This window comes from Citrobacter sp. Cu231 (genome assembly GCF_030332265.1).
GTDB classification, from domain to species: Bacteria; Pseudomonadota; Gammaproteobacteria; order Enterobacterales; family Enterobacteriaceae; genus Citrobacter; species Citrobacter meridianamericanus.
The window spans coordinates 259619-281319 of record NZ_JAOWIE010000041.1 but is presented as its reverse complement, the minus strand read 5'-3'; the positions used below and the strand labels follow the sequence as shown (position 1 = coordinate 281319).

Annotated in this window: 21 protein-coding genes and 2 tRNA genes; 16 read left to right on the top strand and 7 right to left on the bottom strand. The window is 52.1% G+C overall.

Annotation, left to right across the window (positions count from 1 at the left end):
• Nucleotides 1-44: 44 nt before the first annotated feature.
• Nucleotides 45-629: a Maf family protein gene (locus OGY15_RS15855; protein ID WP_151218936.1), complete on the bottom strand. Its 585-nt coding sequence runs from the start codon at nucleotides 627-629 to the stop codon at nucleotides 45-47.
• A 197-nt stretch (nucleotides 630-826) separates the two neighbouring features.
• On the opposite strand from OGY15_RS15855, the gene yceD reads away from it, so the two are divergent.
• From yceD to ptsG, 14 genes are all read left to right on the top strand, one after another.
• Nucleotides 827-1348, top strand: coding sequence for a 23S rRNA accumulation protein YceD (yceD, locus tag OGY15_RS15850; RefSeq protein ID WP_003036239.1), 522 nt, complete (start codon nucleotides 827-829; stop codon nucleotides 1346-1348).
• 16 nt (nucleotides 1349-1364) lie between these two features.
• Nucleotides 1365-1538 (top strand): 50S ribosomal protein L32, encoded by a 174-nt coding sequence (rpmF, locus tag OGY15_RS15845; protein WP_003036242.1) that lies wholly within the window; start codon nucleotides 1365-1367, stop codon nucleotides 1536-1538.
• Nucleotides 1539-1660: 122 nt separating this feature from the next.
• On the top strand, nucleotides 1661-2740 hold the full coding sequence (gene plsX / locus OGY15_RS15840; protein ID WP_286540012.1) for a phosphate acyltransferase PlsX: 1080 nt from the start codon (nucleotides 1661-1663) through the stop codon (nucleotides 2738-2740).
• 77 nt (nucleotides 2741-2817) lie between these two features.
• A complete protein-coding gene (fabH, locus tag OGY15_RS15835) occupies nucleotides 2818-3771 on the top strand; it encodes a beta-ketoacyl-ACP synthase III (RefSeq protein WP_151218934.1) in 954 nt (317 codons plus the stop codon).
• Nucleotides 3772-3786: 15 nt separating this feature from the next.
• Nucleotides 3787-4716: an ACP S-malonyltransferase gene (gene fabD / locus OGY15_RS15830; protein ID WP_151218933.1), complete on the top strand. Its 930-nt coding sequence runs from the start codon at nucleotides 3787-3789 to the stop codon at nucleotides 4714-4716.
• Between the two features lie 12 nt (nucleotides 4717-4728).
• The gene (gene fabG, locus OGY15_RS15825) at nucleotides 4729-5463 is read left to right on the top strand and encodes a 3-oxoacyl-ACP reductase FabG (protein WP_003036255.1); all 735 of its coding nucleotides are present in this window, start codon (nucleotides 4729-4731) and stop codon (nucleotides 5461-5463) included.
• A gap of 154 nt (nucleotides 5464-5617) precedes the next feature.
• Nucleotides 5618-5854 (top strand): acyl carrier protein, encoded by a 237-nt coding sequence (gene acpP, locus OGY15_RS15820; protein ID WP_000103754.1) that lies wholly within the window; start codon nucleotides 5618-5620, stop codon nucleotides 5852-5854.
• Between the two features lie 85 nt (nucleotides 5855-5939).
• Nucleotides 5940-7181: a beta-ketoacyl-ACP synthase II gene (gene fabF / locus OGY15_RS15815; protein ID WP_151218932.1), complete on the top strand. Its 1242-nt coding sequence runs from the start codon at nucleotides 5940-5942 to the stop codon at nucleotides 7179-7181.
• A gap of 136 nt (nucleotides 7182-7317) precedes the next feature.
• The gene (pabC, locus tag OGY15_RS15810; RefSeq protein WP_151218931.1) at nucleotides 7318-8127 is read left to right on the top strand and encodes an aminodeoxychorismate lyase; all 810 of its coding nucleotides are present in this window, start codon (nucleotides 7318-7320) and stop codon (nucleotides 8125-8127) included.
• Between the two features lie 2 nt (nucleotides 8128-8129).
• A complete protein-coding gene (gene yceG / locus OGY15_RS15805; RefSeq protein ID WP_187260027.1) occupies nucleotides 8130-9152 on the top strand; it encodes a cell division protein YceG in 1023 nt (340 codons plus the stop codon).
• Nucleotides 9142-9783: a dTMP kinase gene (gene tmk / locus OGY15_RS15800; protein WP_151218929.1), complete on the top strand. Its 642-nt coding sequence runs from the start codon at nucleotides 9142-9144 to the stop codon at nucleotides 9781-9783. The genes yceG and tmk overlap by 11 nt, the downstream gene beginning before the upstream one ends.
• The gene (gene holB / locus OGY15_RS15795; protein ID WP_286540005.1) at nucleotides 9780-10784 is read left to right on the top strand and encodes a DNA polymerase III subunit delta'; all 1005 of its coding nucleotides are present in this window, start codon (nucleotides 9780-9782) and stop codon (nucleotides 10782-10784) included. Before tmk ends, holB begins: the two co-directional genes overlap by 4 nt.
• 10 nt (nucleotides 10785-10794) lie before the next feature.
• Nucleotides 10795-11592, top strand: coding sequence for a metal-dependent hydrolase (locus tag OGY15_RS15790; protein WP_151218927.1), 798 nt, complete (start codon nucleotides 10795-10797; stop codon nucleotides 11590-11592).
• A gap of 293 nt (nucleotides 11593-11885) precedes the next feature.
• A complete protein-coding gene (gene ptsG / locus OGY15_RS15785; RefSeq protein WP_151218926.1) occupies nucleotides 11886-13319 on the top strand; it encodes a PTS glucose transporter subunit IIBC in 1434 nt (477 codons plus the stop codon).
• Between the two features lie 55 nt (nucleotides 13320-13374).
• Here the strand turns inward: ptsG and OGY15_RS15780 are convergent, their stop codons facing one another.
• From OGY15_RS15780 to OGY15_RS15765, 4 genes are all read right to left on the bottom strand, one after another.
• Entirely contained in the window at nucleotides 13375-15153 is a 1779-nt protein-coding gene (locus OGY15_RS15780; RefSeq protein ID WP_286540001.1) for an aminopeptidase P family protein, read from the bottom strand.
• Nucleotides 15154-15168: 15 nt separating this feature from the next.
• Nucleotides 15169-16623, bottom strand: a complete 1455-nt coding sequence (locus OGY15_RS15775; RefSeq protein ID WP_151218924.1) for an AMP nucleosidase — start codon at nucleotides 16621-16623, stop codon at nucleotides 15169-15171.
• Nucleotides 16624-16741: 118 nt separating this feature from the next.
• On the bottom strand, nucleotides 16742-18058 hold the full coding sequence (shiA, locus tag OGY15_RS15770; RefSeq protein WP_210904963.1) for a shikimate transporter: 1317 nt from the start codon (nucleotides 18056-18058) through the stop codon (nucleotides 16742-16744).
• Between the two features lie 208 nt (nucleotides 18059-18266).
• Nucleotides 18267-18342, bottom strand: a tRNA-Asn gene (locus tag OGY15_RS15765).
• 326 nt (nucleotides 18343-18668) lie between these two features.
• On the opposite strand from OGY15_RS15765, the gene nac reads away from it, so the two are divergent.
• Together nac and cbl are read left to right on the top strand one after the other, a co-directional pair.
• The gene (nac, locus tag OGY15_RS15760) at nucleotides 18669-19586 is read left to right on the top strand and encodes a nitrogen assimilation transcriptional regulator NAC (protein WP_151218923.1); all 918 of its coding nucleotides are present in this window, start codon (nucleotides 18669-18671) and stop codon (nucleotides 19584-19586) included.
• 101 nt (nucleotides 19587-19687) lie between these two features.
• On the top strand, nucleotides 19688-20638 hold the full coding sequence (gene cbl / locus OGY15_RS15755) for an HTH-type transcriptional regulator Cbl (protein ID WP_151218922.1): 951 nt from the start codon (nucleotides 19688-19690) through the stop codon (nucleotides 20636-20638).
• A gap of 42 nt (nucleotides 20639-20680) precedes the next feature.
• Here the strand turns inward: cbl and OGY15_RS15750 are convergent.
• Nucleotides 20681-20756: transfer RNA gene (locus OGY15_RS15750), tRNA-Asn, on the bottom strand.
• Between the two features lie 99 nt (nucleotides 20757-20855).
• Nucleotides 20856-21653 (bottom strand): DgsA anti-repressor MtfA, encoded by a 798-nt coding sequence (gene mtfA / locus OGY15_RS15745; protein ID WP_151218921.1) that lies wholly within the window; start codon nucleotides 21651-21653, stop codon nucleotides 20856-20858.
• Between the last annotated feature and the right edge of the window lie 48 nt (nucleotides 21654-21701).

The window sequence follows — 21701 nt, the reverse complement described above, 5'->3', positions numbered from 1 at the left end:
GTCTTATCAGGCCTACGTGATTACGCCTGTCAGCAGTTCTTTAATCATGCGTTCAGCGGGTTCATCTCTTCCCGCCGCAGCATTTGACATAATGCAATCAGTGGTAAACCGATCAAGGTATTTGGATCGCGACCTTCCAGGCGCTCAAAGAGTGCTATACCCAATCCTTCGCTTTTAAAACTACCGGCACAATGCAGCGGACGCTCTTTGCGCACGTAATCTTCAATTTCAGTTTCGCTTAAATGACGAAAATGAACGTCAAACGGCTCAACTTCAGTTTGTAAATGTCCGGTTGCAGAATTATACAGCGCAAGACCGGTATAAAACGTCACAATATTGCCACGGGCTTTGAGTAATTGCTGGCGCGCATTTTCTTCTGTTAATGGTTTACCGGTTATTTCACCATCAAGAACACAAATTTGATCGGATCCGATAATCAGATGCGAGGGATAACGGTGGGCGAGTGATTGCGCTTTTTGCTGCGCCAGTCGCAACACCAGGTGACGCGGTGCTTCGCCCGGTAACGGCGTTTCATCAACTTCAGGTGCTGCGCATTCGAACGGAATAGCCAGTTTTTCCAGTAAAGCGCGACGCCAGGGAGAGGTGGAAGCAAGAATAAGTTGAGGCATATTTTTTCCCTCGCATATAGCGTATTGATGAGAGCCATTTTAAACTATGGACTTCGTCCTGCAAGCTGGCTGTATTGGCTTGTGTTGAGCGATTTTAAGTCGATGACCCGCAATGTGTGCGAATTATTGGCAAAAGGCAACCACAGGCTGCCTTTTTCTTTGACTATATGACGTTACAAAGTTAATATGCGCGCCCTATGCAAAAGGTAAAATTACCCCTGACTCTTGATCCGGTTCGTACGGCTCAAAAACGCCTGGATTATGAAGGTATCTATACTTCTGATCTGGTTGAGCGTGTCGCCGATTCTGTAGTCAGTGTGGACAGTGATGTGGAATGCTCCATGTCGTTCGCTATCGATAACCAGCGTCTTGCCGTTATAACCGGTGATGCGAAGGTTTCGGTTACGCTCGAATGTCAGCGTTGCGGGAAACCGTTCCCACTTCATGTACACACAACATATTGTTTTAGTCCTGTCCGTTCTGACGAACAGGCTGAAGCACTCCCGGAAGCGTATGAGCCGATTGAGGTTAACGAATTCGGTGAAATCGATCTGCTTGCAATGGTTGAAGATGAGATTATCCTCTCCTTGCCGGTAGTTCCGGTGCATGATTCTGAACACTGTGAAGTGTCCGAGGCGGACATGGTCTTTGGCGAATTGCCTGATGAAGCGCAAAAACCAAACCCATTTGCCGTATTAGCCAGCTTAAAGCGTAAGTAATTGAGGAGTAAGGTCCATGGCCGTACAACAGAATAAACCAACCCGTTCCAAACGTGGCATGCGTCGTTCTCATGACGCTCTGACCGCAGTCACCAGCCTGTCTGTAGACAAAACTTCTGGTGAACAACACCTGCGTCACCACATCACTGCCGACGGTTTCTACCGCGGCCGTAAGGTAATCGCTAAGTAATCACGCATGACTCAATGACTTTCCCACTACGGTGAGAAAGACATAGAGTACACGCGTGATGAAGCTTAGTGAGGCTTTCCCCGGGTAACTGGGGAAACACCTAACCGGGCAGCGACGATACCTTGACACGTCTAACCCTGGCGTTAGATGTCATGGGGGGAGATTTTGGCCCTACCGTGACAGTGCCTGCAGCATTGCAGGCACTGAATTCTAACTCGCAACTCACACTTCTTTTAGTCGGGGATCCCGATACAATCACGCCATTACTTGCCAAAGCTGACTTCGAACAACGTTCACGTCTGCAGATTATTCCTGCTCAGTCAGTTATTGCCAGTGATGCCCGGCCCTCGCAAGCTATTCGCGCCAGTCGTGGAAGCTCAATGCGTGTTGCCCTGGAGCTCGTGAAAGAAGGTCGAGCGCAAGCTTGTGTGAGCGCCGGTAACACAGGCGCGCTAATGGGACTTGCGAAATTATTGCTCAAACCCCTTGAGGGGATTGAACGTCCCGCATTGGTGACGGTTTTACCGCATCAGCAAAAGGGTAAAACGGTGGTGCTGGATTTAGGCGCCAACGTGGATTGTGATAGCACGATGTTGGTGCAATTTGCCGTCATGGGTTCCGTGCTGGTAGAAGAGGTGGTTGGCATTGCCAGGCCTCGTGTTGCGTTGCTCAATATCGGTGAAGAAGAAACTAAGGGTCTCGACAGTATTCGGGATGCTTCTGCAGTGCTAAAAACAATCCCTTCCATCAATTATATCGGCTATCTTGAAGCCAATGAGTTGCTGACCGGCAAAACGGATGTGTTGGTCTGTGATGGCTTTACGGGTAATGTCACATTAAAGACGATGGAAGGTGTTGTCAGAATGTTCCTTTCATTGCTGAAATCTCAGGGTGAGGGTAAAAAACGGTCGTGGTGGCTGCTGTTATTAAAACGTTGGTTACAAAAAAGCCTGACAAGGCGATTTAGTCACCTCAACCCCGACCAGTATAATGGCGCCTGTCTGTTAGGATTGCGCGGCACGGTGATTAAGAGTCATGGTGCGGCCAATCAGCGAGCATTTGAAGTCGCGATTGAACAGGCAGTGCAGGCGGTGCAGCGACAACTTCCTCAACGAATTGCCGCTCGCCTGGAATCTGTATACCCAGCTGGATTCGAACTGCTGGACGGTGGCGAAAGCGCAAACTCGCGAGCACACAGATAACGGTGCGTTTGTGAATGCTGCCAGCGTACCGGCGATTTGCTCGTAGCGGTATATAACCAAAAAGTGACTGAGCGTACATGTATACGAAGATTATTGGTACTGGCAGCTATCTGCCTGAACAAGTGCGTACTAACGCCGATTTGGAAAAAATGGTCGAGACATCTGATGAGTGGATCGTCACTCGTACAGGTATCCGTGAACGCCATATTGCAGCGCCAAACGAAACAGTTGCGACGATGGGCTTTGCCGCCGCAAACCATGCAATTGAAATGGCGGGCATCGACAAAGAACAAATTGGTCTGATTGTGGTTGCCACCACATCATCCACTCACGCATTTCCAAGCGCGGCATGCCAGATCCAAAGTATGCTGGGGATCAAAGGCTGCCCGGCGTTTGACGTTGCGGCCGCTTGTGCCGGTTTCACCTATGCCCTGAGCGTTGCCGACCAGTACGTTAAGTCTGGCGCAGTGAAGCATGCTTTGGTGGTGGGCTCTGATGTTCTGGCGCGTACCTGTGATCCAACCGATCGCGGCACGATCATTATTTTCGGTGATGGCGCGGGTGCGGTTGTACTGAGCGCATCAGAAGAACCAGGTATTCTCTCCACCCATCTACATGCTGATGGCCGCTATGGTGAGCTGTTGACGTTGCCTAATGCCGATCGCGTGAATCCGGAGAACCCGATTCACCTGACGATGGCAGGTAATGAAGTCTTTAAAGTCGCGGTGACTGAGCTTGCACACATCGTTGATGAAACGCTGGAAGCAAATAACCTCGATCGTTCTGCGCTGGACTGGCTGGTACCGCATCAGGCAAACCTCCGAATTATCAGCGCAACAGCGAAAAAGCTGGGTATGTCGATGGATAATGTTGTCGTGACGCTCGACAGACATGGTAATACCTCTGCTGCCTCCGTACCGTGCGCGCTGGACGAAGCCGTCCGCGACGGGCGTATAAAAGCTGGGCAGTTGATATTGCTTGAAGCCTTCGGGGGTGGATTCACCTGGGGCTCCGCGCTGGTTCGTTTCTAGTATAAGGATTTAAACATGACGCAATTTGCATTTGTGTTTCCGGGGCAGGGTTCCCAGACCGTTGGGATGTTGTCTGAAATGGCAGCAAGCTACCCAATTGTTGAAGAAACTTTTGCTGAAGCATCGGCTGCGCTGGGCTATGATCTGTGGGCGCTGACTCAGCAGGGTCCGGCCGAAGAACTGAATAAAACCTGGCAGACGCAGCCAGCACTGTTGACCGCATCTGTCGCGCTTTATCGCGTATGGCAGCAGCAGGGTGGTAAAACACCTGCGCTGATGGCAGGTCACAGCTTGGGCGAATACTCTGCGCTAGTCTGTGCGGGTGTTATCGGTTTTGCCGATGCCGTACGTCTGGTTGAACTGCGCGGCAAATTCATGCAGGAAGCCGTACCGGAAGGCACTGGCGGCATGTCTGCGATTATCGGTCTGGACGACGCTGCTATCGCTAAAGCATGTGAAGAGTCTGCTGAAGGCCAGGTGGTTTCACCGGTAAACTTTAACTCACCGGGTCAAGTGGTTATTGCCGGACACAAAGAAGCCGTAGAACGTGCTGGCGCAGCATGTAAAGCTGCGGGGGCGAAACGCGCTCTGCCGCTGCCGGTCAGCGTTCCTTCTCACTGCGCGCTGATGAAGCCAGCTGCTGAGAAACTGGCCGTTGAGCTGCAAAAAATCACCTTTAACGCACCGACCGTTCCGGTTGTGAACAACGTCGACGTGAAGTGCGAAACCACCGCAGACGCTATTCGCGATGCGCTGGTTCGCCAGCTATACAGCCCGGTTCAGTGGACTAAAACCGTTGAATTTATGGCATCCCAGGGCGTTGAGCACTTGTATGAAGTTGGTCCGGGCAAAGTTCTGACCGGTTTGACGAAACGTATTGTTGACACCCTGACTGCTTCGGCACTGAATGAGCCGGCGGCACTGTCTGCGGCGCTAGAGCAATAAAAGAGGAAGACCATGAGTTTTGAAGGAAAAATCGCGCTGGTTACTGGTGCAAGCCGTGGCATTGGCCGCGCAATTGCTGAGACACTCGTTGCCCGTGGCGCGAAAGTTATCGGTACTGCAACCAGCGAAAGCGGCGCGCAGGCTATTAGTGATTACTTAGGTGCAAATGGTAAAGGTCTGATGTTGAATGTGACCGATCCGGCATCTATCGAATCGGTTCTGGAAAATATTCGCGCAGAATTTGGTGAAGTCGATATCCTGGTCAATAATGCTGGGATTACTCGTGATAACCTGTTAATGCGCATGAAAGATGACGAGTGGAACGATATCATCGAAACCAACCTGTCATCTGTTTTCCGTCTGTCAAAAGCGGTAATGCGCGCTATGATGAAAAAGCGTCATGGGCGTATTATCACTATCGGTTCTGTGGTTGGTACCATGGGAAATGCGGGTCAGGCTAACTACGCTGCGGCGAAAGCAGGTCTGATCGGCTTCAGTAAATCACTGGCGCGCGAAGTTGCGTCTCGTGGCATTACTGTAAACGTTGTTGCTCCGGGCTTTATTGAAACGGACATGACGCGTGCGCTGTCTGATGATCAGCGTGCGGGTATTCTGGCGCAGGTTCCTGCGGGTCGCCTTGGCGGCGCTCAGGAAATCGCCAGTGCGGTTGCATTTTTAGCTTCTGACGAAGCAAGTTACATCACAGGTGAGACTTTGCACGTCAACGGCGGGATGTACATGGTTTAACCACGATGAAAAATATTTGCGTTATTGTAGGTCTTGGCCTCAAAATAACGTAAAATCGTGGTAAGACCTGCCGGGATTTAGTTGCAAATTTTTCAACATTTTATACACTACGAAAACCATCGCGAAAGCGAGTTTTGATAGGAAATTTAAGAGTATGAGCACTATCGAAGAACGCGTTAAGAAAATTATCGGCGAACAGCTGGGCGTTAAGCAGGAAGAAGTAACCAACAATGCTTCCTTCGTTGAAGACCTGGGCGCGGATTCTCTTGACACCGTTGAGCTGGTAATGGCTCTGGAAGAAGAGTTTGATACTGAGATTCCGGACGAAGAAGCTGAGAAAATCACTACCGTTCAGGCTGCCATTGATTACATCAACGGCCACCAGGCGTAAGTGAACATCTCCAGGCGGTCATTCGACCGCCTGAGTTTTATCTTTTTATCCCACTTGAATTATTTTCCCTCCCTGGAGGACAACCGTGTCTAAGCGTCGTGTAGTTGTGACCGGACTGGGCATGTTGTCTCCTGTCGGCAATACCGTAGAGTCTACCTGGAAAGCTCTCCTTGCCGGTCAGAGTGGCATCAGCCTGATCGACCATTTCGATACTAGCGCCTATGCAACGAAATTTGCTGGCTTAGTAAAGGATTTTAACTGTGAAGACATTATCTCGCGCAAAGAACAGCGCAAGATGGATGCTTTCATTCAATATGGAATTGTCGCTGGCGTTCAGGCCATGCAGGATTCTGGCCTCGAAATAACGGAAGCGAACGCCCACCGTATTGGCGCCGCCATCGGCTCTGGTATTGGCGGTCTCGGTCTTATCGAAGAAAACCATACCTCTCTGGTAAATGGTGGACCGCGTAAGATCAGCCCGTTCTTCGTTCCGTCGACGATTGTTAATATGGTGGCAGGTCACCTGACCATCATGTACGGCCTGCAAGGGCCAAGCATCTCCATCGCGACCGCCTGTACTTCAGGCGTGCATAACATCGGTCATGCTGCACGTATCATTGCATACGGCGATGCGGACGCGATGGTTGCGGGTGGTGCAGAAAAAGCCAGTACGCCGCTGGGCGTGGGTGGTTTTGGCGCGGCACGAGCGCTGTCTACACGTAATGATAACCCGCAAGCGGCAAGCCGTCCGTGGGACAAAGAACGTGATGGCTTTGTGCTGGGCGACGGCGCAGGCATGGTTGTACTGGAAGAGTACGAACATGCGAAAGCGCGCGGTGCAAAAATTTATGCTGAAGTCGTTGGCTTTGGTATGAGCAGCGATGCTTACCACATGACGTCGCCACCAGAAAACGGTGCAGGCGCAGCACTGGCCATGGTCAACGCATTGCGTGATGCGGCTATTGAAGCGGGTCAAATCGGTTATGTCAACGCACATGGTACATCCACTCCGGCAGGCGATAAAGCGGAAACCCAGGCAGTGAAATCTGTCTTTGGCGATGCGGCAAGCCGTGTGATGGTCAGCTCCACTAAATCCATGACAGGACACCTGTTGGGTGCGGCGGGCGCGGTAGAGTCCATTTTCTCTATCCTGGCGCTGCGTGATCAGGCTATTCCGCCAACCATCAACCTGGATAACCCGGATGAAGGTTGTGACCTGGACTTCGTTCCGCACGAAGCGCGTCAGGTTAGTGGTCTGGAGTACACGCTGTGTAACTCCTTCGGCTTTGGCGGCACCAACGGCTCTTTAATCTTTAAAAAGATTTAACTCCGTCAGGTGATGCGCCAGCATCGGTAGTAAACTAAAAAAGGTCCGCTTGTCGGGCCTTTTTTTATTCAGTTTTCTGCCCTTGTCCTGTGTTACTCATCCTGCCAAACTAGCGGACCAGAAATAAGGAGCCACCATGTTCTTAATTAATGGCTGCGAGCAGAATATGCTGTCCGCAAGCGATCGAGCAACCCAGTTTGGGGATGGCTGTTTTACCACTGCGCGTATTATCGACGGCGAAATTTGCCTCTTTTCAGCGCATCTCGCACGTTTACAGGATGCCTGCCAAAAATTGCTGATCTCTTTCGAAGATTGGTCAGCACTGCAAAGTGAAATGAAAATGCTGGCGCATGGGCACGCGCGCGGCGTGTTGAAAGTCATTATCAGCCGAGGCAGTGGCGGGCGGGGCTATAGTGGTACAAGTTGTCACAGTGCCACACGTATACTCTCTGTTTCTGCCTGGCCCGATCATTACGATCGTTGGCGGCAAGAAGGAATAACCCTGGCGTTAAGCCCTGTGCGTCTGGGACGTAATCCGCTGCTTGCTGGACTTAAGCATCTGAATCGACTCGAGCAGGTGTTGATTCGCTCTCATCTTGAGCAGACGGACGCAGATGAAGCACTGGTTCTTGACAGTGAGGGATGGGTTACGGAATGCTGTGCGGCTAATTTGTTCTGGCGTAAGGGTGATGTGGTTTACACTCCCCGGCTGGAACAGGCTGGCGTGAATGGCATTATGCGACAATTCTGTATCCGGATGCTGGCACAATCGTCGTTCAGTATTGTCGAAAAGTATGCCGGGTTGGAAGAGGTTATGCAGGCCGATGAAATCGTCGTCTGTAATGCCTTAATGCCTGTTATTCCCGTGCGTGCCTGTGGCGACACACTGCTGTCTTCACGTTTGTTATTCGATTTTTTAGCCCCACTTTGTGAGCACCCGAATTAGTCATGAAAAAACTGTTACTCGTTGTCCTGTTATTGCTGGTTGTGCTGGGCATTGCCGCAGGAGTGGGAATGTGGAAAGTTCGCCATCTGGCGGACAGTAAGTTATTGATTAAAGAAGAGACGATTTTTACGCTGAAAGCGGGTACGGGCCGTCTGGCTCTTGGCGAACAGCTGTATGCGGACAAAGTTATCAATCGCCCGCGCGTGTTCCAGTGGCTGCTGCGTGTTGAACCCGACCTGTCACATTTTAAAGCAGGAACCTACCGTTTTACGCCTGACATGACGGTGCGGGATATGCTGCAACTGCTGGAAAGTGGCAAAGAGGCGCAGTTCCCGTTACGTCTGGTTGAAGGGATGCGTCTGAGTGATTACCTCAAACAACTGCGCGATGCGCCGTATATCAAACATACGCTAAGTGATGATAGTTACGAGACCGTTGCCCAGGCGCTGAAGCTGGAAAACCCGCAATGGGTGGAAGGCTGGTTCTGGCCAGATACCTGGATGTATACCGCGAATACCACCGACGTGGCGCTGCTAAAACGCGCGCATCAGAAAATGGTTAAAGCGGTGGATGCCGTCTGGGAAGGACGCGCAGACGGCCTGCCTTATCAGGATAAAAACCAGTTGGTCACCATGGCCTCTATTATTGAAAAAGAAACCGCGGTTGCCAGCGAGCGCGACCAGGTGGCTTCAGTGTTTATTAACCGCTTACGTATTGGCATGCGTTTGCAGACCGATCCGACGGTGATTTACGGAATGGGGGCACGGTATAATGGCAAATTATCGCGTGTGGATTTAGATACCCCAACCGCCTATAACACCTATACCATTACGGGGCTGCCGCCTGGCCCGATTGCCATGCCGGGCGAGGCTTCGTTACAGGCCGCAGCACATCCAGCCAAAACGCCGTATCTCTATTTCGTGGCTGACGGTAAAGGCGGCCACACGTTTAACACCAATCTTGCCAGCCATAATCGGTCCGTGCAGGATTACCTGAAAGTGCTTAAGGAAAAAAATGGGCAGTAACTATATCGTCATCGAGGGCCTGGAAGGCGCCGGAAAAACCACTGCGCGTAACGTGGTGGTTGAGACACTTGAGCAACTCGGTATTCGTGACATGGTGTTTACCCGCGAGCCTGGTGGAACGCAGCTTGCAGAGAAACTAAGAAGTCTGGTGCTGGACATTAAGTCGGTTGGTGACGAAATTATTACCGACAAAGCCGAAGTTCTGATGTTCTACGCCGCGCGCGTGCAACTGGTTGAAACCGTTATTAAACCTGCGCTGGCAAAAGGTAAATGGGTTATTGGCGATCGTCACGATCTGTCGACTCAAGCGTATCAGGGCGGCGGACGCGGCATCGATCAACACATGCTGGCAACCCTGCGCGATGCGGTGCTCGGCGATTTTCGCCCGGACCTGACGCTCTATCTGGATGTAACTCCAGAAGTCGGCTTAAAACGTGCCCGTGCTCGTGGCGAGCTGGATCGTATCGAGCAGGAATCTTTTGATTTCTTTAATCGCACCCGCGCACGCTATCTTGAACTCGCCGCTAAAGACGCCAGCATTCGTACTATTGATGCTACGCAGCCGCTGGAGGCTGTAATGGCTGATATCCGTAATACCATCACCCAGTGGGTGAAGGAGCAGGGCGCATGAAATGGTACCCATGGTTACGACCGGATTTTGAAAAACTGGTAGCCAGCTACCAGGTGGGTCGTGGTCACCATGCGTTACTGATTCAGGCATTACCCGGCATGGGCGACGACGCACTGATTTACGCGCTCAGCCGCTATTTAATGTGTCAGCAACCGGAAGGGCATAAAAGCTGTGGTCAGTGCCGGGGCTGTCAACTGATGCAGGCGGGGACGCATCCTGACTACTATTCGCTGTTGCCGGAAAAAGGCAAAAGCGCACTGGGGGTTGATGCGGTACGCGAAGTCAGTGAAAAGCTCTACGAACATTCGCGCCTTGGCGGTGCTAAAGTGGTGTGGATCCCTGATGCTGCTCAGCTAACCGATGCTGCCGCTAATGCGTTGCTGAAAACGCTGGAAGAACCGCCCGCGCAAACCTGGTTTTTCCTTGCCAGCACAGAGCCAGCTCGCTTGCTGGCGACATTACGCAGCCGCTGCCGGTTACAACATCTTGCGCCGCCGCCTGAGTCATATGCAACTTCCTGGCTTGCCCGTGAAGTAACAGCGTCGTCAGAAGCGCTGTTGAGCGCGTTACGCCTTAGCGCAGGTTCGCCTGGTGCGGCCCTGACGCTGTTACAGGCCGAAAGCTGGTCGCACCGCACCGATTTTTGTGCGGCACTGACGAACACATTAAACACAGGTGACTGGTATATACTGCTCGCGGCGTTAAATCACGATCAGGCTCCCACCCGTTTACACTGGCTGGCAACATTGTTGACGGATGCGTTGAAACGCCCATACGGAGTTTCCCATTTAACGAATCCAGATGCTCTGGACCTGATATCTTCTATCGCTGAGCGGTTATCCGTTGCCCAAATACAGGCGATACTCGGTGACGTTTGTCATTGCCGTCAGCAGTTGCTGAACGTGACGGGTTTAAACCGCGAACTGGTGTTAACCGATCTTATCCTGCGTATTGAACATTACCTGCAACCAGGCGCCGTATTGCCTGTTCCCCATCTTTGAGAGAGACATTATGTTTTTAGTCGACTCGCACTGCCATCTTGATGGCCTGGATTATCAATCTCTGCATAAGGACGTGGATGACGTGCTGGCGAAAGCTGCCGCACGCGATGTGAAATTCTGTCTTGCCGTCGCGACCACTCTGCCAGGATACCGCAGTATGCGCGAACTGGTCGGCGAACGTGACAATGTGGTTTTTTCCTGCGGCGTGCATCCGTTAAATCAGGACGAAACCTATGATGTTGAAGACCTGCGCCGTTTTGCCGCCGAAGAGGGCGTTGTCGCTATGGGGGAGACCGGGCTGGACTATTTCTATACGCCAGAAACCAAGGTGCGCCAGCAGGAATCTTTTATCCACCATATTCAAATTGGCCGTGAGTTACAGAAGCCGGTTATCGTGCATACCCGTGATGCGCGAACCGATACGCTGTCTATTCTGCGTGAAGAAAAAGTGACGGATTGTGGCGGCGTACTACACTGTTTTACAGAGGACAGAGAAACGGCAGGCAAATTGCTGGATCTCGGATTTTATATCTCGTTTTCCGGTATTGTCACGTTCCGTAACGCTGATCAGCTTCGTGATGCCGCGCGTTATGTTCCTCTGGATCGGCTGTTGGTTGAGACGGATTCTCCCTACCTTGCGCCTGTTCCGCATCGTGGAAAAGAGAACCAACCCGCCATGACTCGTGACGTTGCAGAGTACATGGCCGTAGTGAAAGGTGTTGCCGTTGAAGAACTGGCGCAGGCAACCACTGATAACTTTGCCCGCCTGTTTCATATCAACGTTTCTCGCCTGCAATCAGTTCGTTAACTGACTTTTTTTAAAGCTCGTAATTAATAACTAAAGCGAGTAAAGTTCACCGCCTTAAAATGGGCGGTGGACAACTGGTTTGACACATTCAGAAACGCATTTTATCGGAATGTGCGGATTTTGCGGCCATCTACGACCGAATTGTGATAGCCGTCAAACAAAAATAAACTGAATTATTTTACTCTGTGTAATAAATAAAGGGTACTTAGATGCCCTGTACACGGCGAGGTTCTCCCCCCTCGCTAATGCGTGAGAACGTAGAAAAGCACAAATACTCAGGAGCACTCCTAATTATGTTTAAGAATGCATTTGCTAACCTGCAAAAGGTCGGTAAATCGCTGATGCTGCCGGTATCCGTACTCCCGATTGCAGGTATCCTGCTGGGTGTCGGTTCCGCTAACTTCAGCTGGCTGCCAGCCGTTGTATCGCACGTAATGGCAGAAGCAGGCGGATCTGTTTTTGCAAACATGCCGCTGATTTTTGCCATCGGTGTTGCGTTAGGCTTTACCAACAACGACGGCGTATCTGCACTGGCATCCGTTGTTGCTTATGGCATCATGGTTAAAACCATGGCTGTTGTTGCGCCGCTGGTTCTGCATTTACCTGCTGAAGAGATCGCTGCTAAACACCTTGCGGATACGGGTGTTCTCGGGGGGATTATCTCCGGTGCGATTGCAGCGTATATGTTCAACCGCTTCTACCGTATCAAATTGCCTGAGTATCTTGGCTTCTTTGCGGGTAAGCGCTTCGTTCCAATCATTTCTGGTCTGGCTGCCATCTTCACGGGTGTGGTTCTGTCCTTCATTTGGCCGCCGATCGGCACGGCTATTCAGACGTTCTCTCAGTGGGCTGCATACCAGAACCCGGTCGTGGCGTTCGGTATCTATGGCTTTATTGAACGCTGCCTGGTACCGTTTGGTCTGCACCATATCTGGAACGTTCCATTCCAGATGCAGATCGGTGAATACACCAACGCTGCGGGCCAGGTTTTCCACGGCGATATCCCTCGCTATATGGCGGGTGACCCGACAGCGGGCAAACTGTCCGGTGGCTTCCTGTTCAAAATGTACGGTCTGCCGGCTGCCGCTATCGCTATCTGGCACTCTGCTAAACCAGAGAACCGCGCGAAAGTGGGCGGTATCATGATCTCCGCAGCGCTGACCTCGTTCCTGACCGGTATTACCGAGCCGATCGAGTTCTCCTTCATGTTCGTGGCGCCGATCCTGTACGTCATCCACGCCATTCTGGCTGGTCTGGCATTCCCGATTTGCATCCTGTTGGGCATGCGTGACGGTACGTCGTTCTCTCACGGTCTGATCGACTTTATCGTTCTGTCCGGTAACAGCAGCAAACTGTGGCTGTTCCCGATTGTCGGTATCGGTTATGCGATCGTTTACTACACCATCTTCCGTGTGCTGATTAAAGCACTGGACCTGAAAACTCCGGGTCGTGAAGATGCTACCGAAGACAGCAAAGCGGGGGCATCCGGTGAAATGGCTCCGGCTCTGGTTGCAGCATTCGGCGGTAAAGAAAACATCACTAACCTCGATGCGTGTATCACCCGTCTGCGTGTCAGCGTGGCTGATGTTGCCAAAGTTGATCAGGCTGGCCTGAAGAAACTGGGTGCAGCGGGCGTGGTGGTAGCAGGTTCCGGTGTTCAGGCTATATTCGGTACCAAGTCCGATAACCTGAAAACTGAAATGGATGAGTACATCCGTAACAGCTAAGCTGTAAGATGTTGGGGAGAACTAAGGCAGCCTGCGGGCTGCCTTTTTTATTGCCTTAATTTACCTGAACGCGGATTGGCGCGGTGGCGGCGAATAGCCACGGACGAGCCTCTGCATTTACGCGTGCAGATAACGTCTCTCTGACCTGCTGGTGGTAATCATCAATCCACTGTTTCTCTGCATCGCTGAGCAGATGCAGTTCAACCAGATTCAAATCAATCGGCACCAGCGTCAGCGTTGAGAAACGACAGAAGCCAGGGCGACTGTTGATAATCTCAACCTGATTCTCAATACGGATCCCATATTGTCCGGCCAGATAATAACCCGGCTCGATGGTAATGATATTGCCCGCAACCAGGGGCCAGGGGTTAACTTTTTTGGCAATACGATGGGGTTGCTCATGGATAAGTAGCTGATGACCCACACCGTGTCCGGTACCGTGATCAAAATCCAGACCTAAATCCCACAGCGCCCGACGACTAAAGGCATCCAGTTGATGTCCCTGGATACCGGTAGGAAATTGAAGCGAGATAAGCGACAAAAAGCCTTTCAACACGGCGGTATAATGCAGGCGACGCTGCGGATCCTGTGGACCAAATGCGAGGGTACGCGTCGTATCTGTTGTACCATTTTGGTACTGACCGCCGGAATCATTCAGATACATGGCCTTAGTGGTAACTGGCGTATTGGTTTTTTCGCTGGAATGGTAATGGCACATCGCCGCATTGCTGGCAGAGGCCGAAATCGTGCTGAAACTTTGCTCGATAAATCCCGGCTGTTGCTGGCGAAATTCCAGTTGTTTTGCCTGTGCTTCCAGTTCGGTGACCGGATTGCCTGCAGCTTCGCGCACGGGGACTTCATGCGCCAGCCAGGCGAGGAAGTTAACCCAGGCCGCGCCATCCTGTTCATGACATTCCCGATAGCCCGCCAGTTCAACATCGTTCTTATGCGCTTTCATTAAGGTAATGGGGTCGGGGGACCATAAGACATCGCCGCCATGTTCTTCAATGGCAAAGCGCAACGCGACCGGGGCGTAGTCTTTATCAACCAGGAAGCGTTTACCCTTGGCTAACGCCTGGCAGCGCGCAAGGAAATTCTCTTGCGGGAGCAGCGTCAGCGTATTCAGTAGCGATGCGGGGAGCTGCTGCGTTTTGTTGCTATCCACAAACCATTCCAGCTCGCCGCTGCGATGAAGCAGGGCAAACGAAAATGGCACAGGCACCATGGCCAGATCCGAACCGCGCACATTCAGCAGCCAGGCAATGTTATCCGGCAGCGTGATCGCCAGAACATCAGCGTGGTGTTGGGCGAGCAACTCTACGACGCGGGCACGTTTTTGCGTGCTACTTTCTCCGCTGATTTCAATGGGCATTTCGCGAATGATGCCGCAGGGTGCTGCCGGACGGTCAAGCCATACCTGGTCGAAAGGATCTTGTTCAAGAGGCACCAGTTCGCAATGAGTTGCCGAAAGCGCTTCAAACTGACTGTTGACCATTAGTAGCGGTTCAAAAGCGATACGTGCACCCGCTGCAACGTGAGACTGTAAGTAGTCGGCCAGCGGCTCATCGTGTAAATGGTGAATTTCAAAATCATCCAGCGAGACTTCATTGCGTACCTGGACCTGATAACGTCCATCGACAAACATCAATGCGCGGTCGCGCAGGACCAACGCGAGTCCCGCAGAGCCGCTAAAACCGGTCAGCCAGGCCAGCTTATTGTCATGCGGCGTACAATCTTCGCTTTGGTGAGCGTCGGCGCGCGGAACAATCATGCCATCCAGCCCCTGCGCTATCAGCAGGTTGCGCAGGGCGGAAAGAGGAGTTGAGTTATGCATAGTTACCTTCAGGCCTTAACGGAACGGCGGTTCGTTGAACGTACGTAATTTACGGGAGTGCAGTCGGTCGCCTTCAGCACGTAGACGATCGATAGCCCGGATACCTATTTGCAGATGCTCAGAGATGGCACCTTCATAAAAACGGTTGGCCTGGCCAGGTAGTTTGATCTCACCATGGAGCGGTTTATCGGAAACACACAGCAGCGTGCCGTAAGGGACGCGGAAGCGGTAGCCCTGAGCGGCGATGGTGGCGCTTTCCATATCGATAGCTACCGCGCGGCTGAGGTTAAAACGCAGCGCAGAAGCGGAATAGCGTAGCTCCCAGTTACGATCGTCGGTGGTGACGACAGTACCGGTACGCAAGCGCTGTTTAACCTCTTCACCGGGCATACCGCTGACTTCTTTGGTGGCGTCATACAGTGCGCGTTGCACTTCCGCGATGCTCGGAATTGGAATGTCCGGCGGTAGTACGGCATCCAGCACGTGGTCGTCACGCAGATAAGCATGGGCCAGAACATAGTCGCCAATTGCCTGGCTTTCACGCAGGCCGCCGCAGTGACCAATCATCAGCCAGACGTCAGGACGCAGTACGGCCAGATGATCGCAAATGGTTTTGGCGTTAGACGGGCCAACGCCGATATTGACCAGCGTGATCCCCTGACCGTCAGCGGTGATTAAATGCCAGGCAGGCATCTGATGTTTCTTCCAGGCGAGATCGGAGATGGCTTCTTCTGGCGCTTCAGTTTCCGCGGTGATCCAGATCCCGCCCGCGCACGACAGTGCAATATAGGGGCTGTCCGGATCGAGGATCTGGCTGCAACCCCAGCGCACGAACTCATCGACGTAGCGGGTGTAGTTAGTGAACAGCACAAACGGCTGGAAGTGTTCAACCGGCGTTCCCGTGTAGTGACGCAGTCGTGCCAGCGAAAAATCTACCCGTCGGGCGTCAAAGTGAGACAACGGAGAGAACTCTGCCGGATGATAGGTACCGTCTGCTGTTTCATCGCCAATCTGTGATAGCTCTGTGGTCGGGAAATGGCGTGTCAATCCGGCGCTCATCGAGCGGTCGAGCGTCAGTTCAGAGCCGTCAATGACATAGGGATAAGGGATTTCATGCTGCGACGGCTCCACGGAGATATGCGCATCATAATCCTGATACAGTAGCGTGAGTTGCTCTTCAAGATAGGGGCGAAAAAGTGACGGACGGGTAATCGTTGTGGTATAGCATCCCGCATGGGTAAAACGGCCATAGGCGCGGGTTTTGGGGGGATTGGTGGCGCTGCCATCCCAGGTTACACAAAGCGATGGGTAAACAAAAAGACCATTATTGCGGGCGATTACGTCAGGGAGCGTCCCTGTTTCAATATACTTACCAATGGCGCTACGCAGTGCTTTAACCGACTGCTCGTACAGCGCGTCCAGTTTATCCAGTGCCTGAATTGGGGTCAGGCTGGAGCCCTTATTGTTCATGTCTGTCTCCTTGTTCCACAGATGTACTGCTCTCCCGATAGTATGTCACAGGAATGTGAAACAAAAGTCAGACGTTGAGGAAGATAGTGCGAAGACCGAAGGGTCTTCGCATCCGGGCTTAACCGTGCTGTTTATCCCGCATCAGCAACGCGGTGGCAGCGGAAATAAGACAACCGGCCATCAGATAAATGGCCACGCTGTGCCAGTTTCCGCCCGAGAATGTGACCAGTGCTGCAGCAATAAAGGGGGTAAAACCGCCGCCAACTACGCTTGCCACCTGATAACCCACGCCCGCGCCACTGTAGCGATAGCTTGCGCCAAACAAACCGGTAAACATAGGCTGCTGCACACAGACCACCATATCGTGTGCAATGTTGGCCAGCATAATCGCGAAGAACACGATCCAAAAAATAGACTGTGCTTCAAGCGCCATAAAGAATGGGAAGGCGCTCAGCGTACCGACCAGCGCGCCGGTAATGTAGACGCGTCGTCGACCAAACCGGTCGGCAAGCCAGGCAAAGCAGGGGATGGTCAGGCAGCTCAGTCCACCGACTAACAACCCGATATTCAGAAAAAGCTCGCGGGGAAGTCCCAGGTTCTGCGTGGAGTAATTGAGGGCAAACGCAGTGACGATATACATCGTCAGCAGTTCGCACAGGCGCAGGGCGATAATTTTTAAAAATGCACCGGGATGCCGGATTAACGCCTCAACTACCGGCAGCCGTTTTTTCTCAGGTTGATGTGTCTGCTGCTGCTGTTCGAATTCGGCAGATTCATCCATTCTGTTACGCATCCACAATGCGCCCAAAACCAGCACAATGCTGAACAGGAACGGAATACGCCAGCCCCAACTCAGGAACTGCTCATCGGTGGTTTGCGAGCTTATCAGCGAGACCAGACCGGTAGAAAGCAGTAGCCCGACACCGTAACCAACCTGAACGCCACTGCTGTAGAAGGCTTTTTTATTTTTCGGCGCGCTTTCGACCGAGAGCAACGCCGCGCCGCCCCATTCACCGCCCACGGCGAATCCCTGAACGGCGCGCAGCGTCACCAGCAGCACAGGAGCCCACCAGCCAATGGCGTCAAAGGAAGGAATAATCCCGATCAACGCAGTGGCAATCCCCATCATCCAGACGGTGAGCATCAGCATGCGTTTACGACCCAGGCGATCGCCGAAGTGGCCGAAGATCACCCCGCCTAACGGACGGAACAAAAAACCGACACCGAAGGTGGCGAATGCGGCAAGCGTTCCCATCGCCGGACTGACCTGCGGGAAGAATTCGCGATTAAATACCAGCGCGGCGGTGATGCCATAAAGCAGAAAATCATACCAGTCGACCACGGCGCCAGCGAAGCTACCAAGCGCAGCACGACGGGCACGAACAAGCGAAGAGGTGTCCTGTTGAGGACCCGTGGAGGTGAGGGTGGAATCCATAGTTATCCTGTCTGTACTGTCTTTTAGTTATTAGTATTCGAATTGGGTTACACACATTGCAGTCGATATATTAACGACCGTTATGAGATTACCGCGACAGACGGGAAGAGAAAACGATTATCTCCCTCACCAGAGGGTTACATGAAAAATAAGACGAATGAAAAACAGAAAAGCAAAAAGCCCGCTATAAAGCGGGCTTTTCTAAATTTGGCTCCTCTGACTGGACTCGAACCAGTGACATACGGATTAACAGTCCGCCGTTCTACCGACTGAACTACAGAGGAATCGTTTGAACGAGGCGCATATTAGCGAGGGCGAGGATGCTTGTCAAAGGGGTAAATTCATTTGCGCGATCGTTTGCTGACAAAATCAGCAAAGCGGCGATCTTTACATCTTTTTATACGTTTGCCCCATTGTGGTGCGCGTCTACCTCTTCTTGGGCAACCAGAATGAGAGATACCGATGAGCAAACTGCTCATCCTGCACCTTTACTCCTGACATTACGCAGTTTTAACCATAAAACATGACTTGTGATGAAACTGGCAAGCATCTTGCAATCCTGAATTCAATGACTGCCAGCACGGGTTCTGGTATTCCGACAGGAGGCAAAATGAACTTCAGACGACTGAAATATTTCGTAAAAATCGTCGATATTGGTAGCCTGACGCAGGCCGCGGAAGTATTGCACATCGCGCAACCCGCGCTGAGCCAGCAGGTTGCTACGCTTGAAGGCGAACTGGATCAGCAGTTGTTGATTCGCACCAAACGCGGCGTCACGCCGACGGAAGCTGGGAAAGTGTTGTATACCCATGCCCGGACGATTTTACGTCAGTGCGAGCAGGCGCAACTTGCGGTCAATAACGTGGGGCAGACCTTGGGGGGCCAGGTTTCTATTGGTCTCGCACCGGGGACGGCCGCGTCATCTATTACGATGCCATTATTACAGACTGTACGTGCCGAGCTGCCCGATGTGTTGGTCTATTTGCATGAAAACAGTGGGACGGTGCTGAATGATAAGCTGCTCAGTGGGCAATTAGACATGGCGGTACTCTACGAGCGATCGCCTGTGGCGGGTATATGCAGCCAACCGCTGCTTAAAGAGGATCTTTACCTGGTCGGGACGCGTGAGTGCCCGGGGCAAAGCGTTGATTTAGCCGCGGTGGCGCAGATGAATCTGTATTTGCCACGGGATTACAGTGCAGTTCGCCTGCGCGTGGATGAAGCATTTTCGCTTCGTCGCTTAACGACCAAAGTTATTGGCGAAATTGATTCTATTGCCACCTTAACCGCTGCCATTGCCAGCGGTATGGGCGTGACTGTATTGCCTGAGTCGGCGGCTCGTTCATTATGCAATGCTGCAAATGGCTGGATGGCGCGAATAACAACCCCATCGATGAATCTGCCATTATCATTGAATGTCTCAGCCAGAGGGAGCTTATCGCCGCAGGCACAGGCGGTGAAAGAGATTCTGCTGTCGTTGGTCAGCCGTCCAACGCTCGAAAACCGCGAGCTGCAGCTGGTTAGTTAAAGCTTATTCCCGCGAGGAATAAGATTCAGGTTTTTATTATTTGTTATGCCGGGCATCAGACTTTAACAATAGCGTAATGTCTGATGTGTCCGGAGCAAAAAGTGAATTTCCAGCAACTTAAAATAATCCGCGAGGCGGCCCGTCAGGATTACAACCTGACAGAAGTCGCGAATATACTGTACACCTCGCAGTCGGGTGTCAGCCGACATATTCGTGAGCTAGAAGATGAACTTGGCATTGAGATTTTTATCCGTCGCGGTAAACGTCTGCTGGGCATGACTGAACCGGGCAAAGCCTTGCTGGTTATTGCCGAGCGTATTCTCAATGAAGCCAGCAACGTTCGTAGACTGGCGGATCTGTTTACTAATGACACCTCCGGTATCCTGACGATCGCCACCACGCATACACAGGCGCGCTATAGCCTGCCCGCGGTGATTAAAGCTTTTCGTGAGCTCTTTCCTGAGGTGCGACTGGAACTTATCCAGGGTACACCGCAGGAGATTGACGTACTGCTGCAAAATGGCGGGGCAGACATCGGGATTGCCAGTGAGCGACTTAGTAGCGACCCATTGCTAGTGGCATTTCCCTGGTTTCGTTGGCACCACAGCCTGCTTGTTCCCCACAACCATCCCTTAGTGAAAACGTCTCCTCTCACGCTGGAGTCCATCGCCCACTGGCCGCTGATTACGTATCGGCAGGGGATTACGGGGCGTTCCCGTATCGATGAGGCGTTTGCTCGCAAAGGGCTGGTTCCGGATATTATCCTCAGCGCCCAGGACTCTGATGTGATTAAAACTTACGTGTCGTTGGGTCTGGGTATTGGGCTAGTGGCGGAGCAATCCAGCGTAGAGCAGGAAGAGGGGGGCTTGACCCGACTGGATACCAGGCACTTATTTGATGCGAATACCGTCTGGCTGGGGCTGAAACGCGGGCAATTGCAGCGCAACTACGTCTGGCGATTCATCGAGCTATGCAACGCAGGGCTATCCGTCGATGAAATCAAACGCCAGGCGATGGAACCGGATGAAACAGTGATTGATTATCAAATATAATGCAAAAAGCCTGCTTAGTTTCCTGAGCAGGCTTCTTAAATTTGGCTCCTCTGACTGGACTCGAACCAGTGACATACGGATTAACAGTCCGCCGTTCTACCGACTGAACTACAGAGGAATCGTGTGAACGAGGCGCATATTACTGACCTCATCATGAGGTGTCAACAGTAAAATTAGTACGTCATTTCAATTGGTTAATTAATCTTCAAATTCAGTGTTAATGCACATTTGGTGAGCGATAATCGTCGTCTTCTCGGGTATCGCGTAACCGCTCCATAGGGTTCTGGCGATAAAATTGGTTGAAACGTTGCCATAAGGCAGGAAAACGCGGAGCAAATAATTCAGGCGCGCTGAAAAAATACTCGGATAACACGGCAAAGCATTCGGCCGGGTCCGTTGCTGCGTAGGCATCTATGCTACATGCGGTTTCCCCAACCAGATCGATTTCATCCTGAATGTTGTTCATTGCGGCATGCAGATCGTGTTCCCAACCGGCAATATCGCGCAGGGGGATCGCCGGAACACCGCTGGCGCGATCGCCGTTACGCATATCAAGCTTATGCGCCACTTCATGGATGATCAGATTAAAGCCGGAGGCATCAAAGGAATCCTGAATATCAAGCCAATTGAGGATTATCGGGCCTTGCTGCCAGCTCTGTCCGGATTGTACAACGCGTTGATTATGCACCAACCCAATATCGTCTTCCCACTCATCGTCCACGACGAAGGGGGCTGGGTAGATGAGCACTTCGTGAAACCCGTCGAGCCACTCGATCCCTAATTCCAGAACAGGTAAACAGAAAAGCAGAGCGATACGAGCACTTTTCAGCGGGTCCAGCTCAAACCCCTGCAGTGCGACCAGTCTTTTTTGTTGCAAAAAGCGCTCGCCAAGGGCGATAAGTCTGGCTTGTTCTTGCTCGGTGAGATTTACAAGAAGGGGAATGGCCAGGGCGTCATCCCACGGCCAGTCATCACTCCGGGTTGTTTCTTGTTCTTTCCAGGGCCACTTAATCATCGTTTTGCTCGCAAACTCGTCACTTGAACGAAATTGACGGAACTGGGT